We start from the raw sequence: 3,232 nt of genomic DNA on the forward strand, positions 1-3,232 counted from the left end.
CCTTGGCCATGCTGCATATGCTGTGCCGGCTGAACACCGAGGAGGGCTGGGACCTCCGGCTTATCGCCGCGCACCTGAACCACGGCATTCGCCCGGAGGCCGGCGAGGACGCGCGCTTCATCGAGGATCTGGCGCGGGAGTGGGGGCTGGAGTGCGAGATTGGCTTTGCAGATGTGCCGGCCATGGCGCGACAGGCGGGCATGTCCCTGGAGGAGGCGGCCCGCATCGCTCGCTATCGCTTCCTCGGCGAGGTGGCCGGCCGCTACGGCGCGCCAGTCATTGCCGTCGCGCACCATGCCGACGACCAGGTGGAAAGCGTGCTGATGCATTTCCTGCGCGGGTCGGGGTTGGCCGGCCTGCGCGGCATGCGGCCGGCGGTGCCTCTGCGCGAGATGCGTCTGGGCGCCGAGGCCCTGGGCGGAGAGGTGCGGGTGGTGCGGCCCTTGCTGGAGTGCTGGCGGGCGGAGATAGAGGAGTACTGCCGGCAGTACGGCCTGACCCCCCGCTTCGACCGTTCGAACCTGGACACGACCTTCTTCCGCAACCGCCTGCGGCATGAGCTGATCCCCTACCTGGAGACCTACAACCCGCAGATCCGACAGGTACTGCTCCGCACGGCCCACATTCTGGCGCAGGATTACGACTTTCTCCACGCCCATACCCTCCAGGTCTGGGATACGATCGCCTCTTCTCCCGAACCAGGGGTTATCGCGCTGGAGCGGAGCGCATGGTCAGCCCTGCATCCGAGCGTGCAGGCCGGCCTTCTGCGCGAGGCGATTCACCGCCTGCGCTGGGGACTGCGCAACATCAACTGGATTCATGTGCACAATGCCCTGGAGGTGGCACGCCGAGGGGAGGCCGGCGCCCGCGCCACGCTCCCCCAGGGGTTGATGCTGACCGTCGGGTACCGCTACATCTGGGTGGCGGATGAGGGCTGGCGGCCGGCGGAAGGGCTGTATCCCCAGATGGATGCGGAGCATATTTCCCTGGCGGTGCCTGGCTGTGCCCGCATCAGCAGTGAATGGGTGGTCGAGACGGAGGTGGTGGAGGGACTGCCGGCCGGGGAAGAAGCGCGTCCTCCCGACATCTGGACGGCGTATATGGATGCGGACAGGGTGGATTTGGCCAGCCTCTGCCTGCGCCGGCGCCGGCCGCGCGACCGCCTATGCCCGATGGGTATGGGCGGCCGGGCGAAGGAGGTGCGCGCCCTGTTCATCGATGAGAAAGTGCCCCTGCGCTGGCGGCCGGCCTATCCGCTGGCGGCGGATTCGGCCGGCGTGCTGTGGGTGCCGGGCTTGCGCCTGGACGAGCGCGCGGCCGTCACCCCCTCTACGCGCCGAGTCCTCGTGGTACGTTTGCGCCATATATCTGCCTCTGAGGAGCGGGATGAGCGAGAAACGGGTGATCCTCAAGCCTGAACGCGACAAGTCGGTGCGCCGCTTCCATCCGTGGATTTTCTCCGGCGCGGTGGCGCGCCTGGAGGGAGCGCCGGCGGACGGCGATGAAGTGGTGGTGTGCAGTGCGGAAGGGGAGCGCCTGGCGCGCGGCTATTTCAACTCGCGCTCCCAGATTTGCGTGCGCCTGCTCACCTGGGATGTGTCGCAGAGCATTGACGGGGAGTTCTGGCGCCGGCGCATCCGCCGCGCCCTGGAGAACCGCCGCGCCTTGGGATTGGGCGGTGAGGAGACCACTGCCTACCGCCTTGTCCATGCGGAATCAGACCAGCTCCCGGGATTGGTGGTGGACTGCTACGGCCCCTTCCTCGTGGTGCAGTTCCTGACGCTGGGGGTGGAGCGCCGGCGGGAGGAAATTCTGGACGCGCTGGAGGAAGTCCTACAGCCGGTGGGCATCTATGAGCGCAGTGACGTGGAGGTGCGGGGAAAGGAGGGCCTGCCGCTGAGGAGCGGCCTGGTGCGGGGAGAGATGCCGCCGGCGGAGCTGGAGGTGCGCGAGAACCGCTGGCGCTTCGTCGTGGACGTCCAGCGCGGGCAGAAAACCGGGTTTTACCTGGACCAGCGCGTCAATCGCGAGCGCGTGGGGCAGTACGCCGGCGGCGCGGAGGTGCTGAACTGTTTCTCGTATACCGGCGGTTTTGGGGTATATGCGGCGGCCGGCGGGGCGCGCCGCATCGTCAATATTGACTCCTCGGCCTCTGCCCTCGAGTGGTGCGCCAGACACCTGGAGCGTAACGGTTTCGGCGATGTGCCGGCGGAGCAGGTGGAGGGGGATGTGTTCCAGGTCCTGCGCCGCTATCGGCAGGAGGGCCGGCGGTTTGATCTCATCATCCTGGACCCGCCGAAATTTGCCACCACTCAGGCCAATGTCATGGCGGCGGCGCGAGGATATAAGGACATCAACCTGGTCGCCATGCAGTTACTGCGGCCGGGTGGGATTCTGGCGACCTTCTCCTGTTCTGGCCTCATCAGCGCCGATTTGTTCCAGAAGATCGTGTTCGGCGCGAGCGCCGACGCGCGCCGGCCGGTGCAGATCCTGGAGTACCTGGCGCAGTCCCCGGACCACCCAGTACTGCTTTCTTTCCCCGAGTCGGCGTACCTCAAAGGGTTAATCTGCCGGGTGCTGACCTGAACTACTGCTTCTCGTACGGCTGACCATCGGCCGCCGGCGGGATGGCCTCGCCGATGACGCCGGCGAGCACAATCATGGTCACCAGGTAGGGCGCCATCAGCAGGAACTGCGACGGGATAGGCACCGCCAGGATCGCCAGCTTGGTCTGCAGGGCGTCCGCAAAGCCGAAGATGAGGGCGGCGCCGAAGGCGCCGAAGGGCGTCCATTTGCCGAAGATCATGGCGGCCAGCCCGATGAAGCCTTTGCCGGCGGTCATCAGCTCGTCGAAGCGGCCCACGGAGCCAAGGATGAGGAACGCGCCGGCCAGGCCGGCGACCATGCCCCCCAGCGTGACATTGATGTAGCGCGTGCGGAAGACGTTCACGCCCAGGGTGTCCGCGGCGCGGGGGTGCTCACCGACGGCGCGCGTGCGCAGTCCCCAGCGGGTGTAGAAGAGCATGATATGCACGGCGGCCAGCAGTACGAACATGACATAAACAAGGATGTTCTGCTCGAAAACGACCGGCCCGATGATGGGGATTTTGGAAAGCAGGGGCAGGGAGATCGGCCGAAAGATGCCCGGGTTATTAAGGTACTGGAACTCGGCGAGGATGCGGGCGCTGAGAAAACTGGTGAGGCCGGTGGCGAGGATGTTGATGGCGGTGCC

3 protein-coding genes are annotated in these 3,232 nt (G+C 66.6%); 2 read left to right on the forward strand and 1 reads right to left on the reverse strand.

Features of this window, described 5'->3' with window-relative positions:
- Both tilS and H5T60_13385 read left to right on the forward strand, forming a co-directional pair.
- Window positions 1-1,418 (forward strand): tRNA lysidine(34) synthetase TilS (gene tilS / locus H5T60_13380; GenBank protein MBC7243422.1); only part of this gene is annotated, 1,418 nt, incomplete at its 5' end.
- Window positions 1,387-2,586, forward strand: a complete 1,200-nt coding sequence (locus H5T60_13385; protein ID MBC7243423.1) for a class I SAM-dependent rRNA methyltransferase — start codon at window positions 1,387-1,389, stop codon at window positions 2,584-2,586. The genes tilS and H5T60_13385, both read left to right, overlap by 32 nt.
- A 1-nt stretch (window position 2,587) precedes the next feature.
- Here the strand turns inward: H5T60_13385 and H5T60_13390 are convergent.
- The coding region (locus H5T60_13390) for an ABC transporter permease (protein ID MBC7243424.1) at window positions 2,588-3,232 on the reverse strand (645 nt) is incomplete at its 5' end.

This window comes from Anaerolineae bacterium, assembly GCA_014360855.1.
GTDB lineage: Bacteria > Chloroflexota > Anaerolineae > JACIWP01 > JACIWP01 > JACIWP01.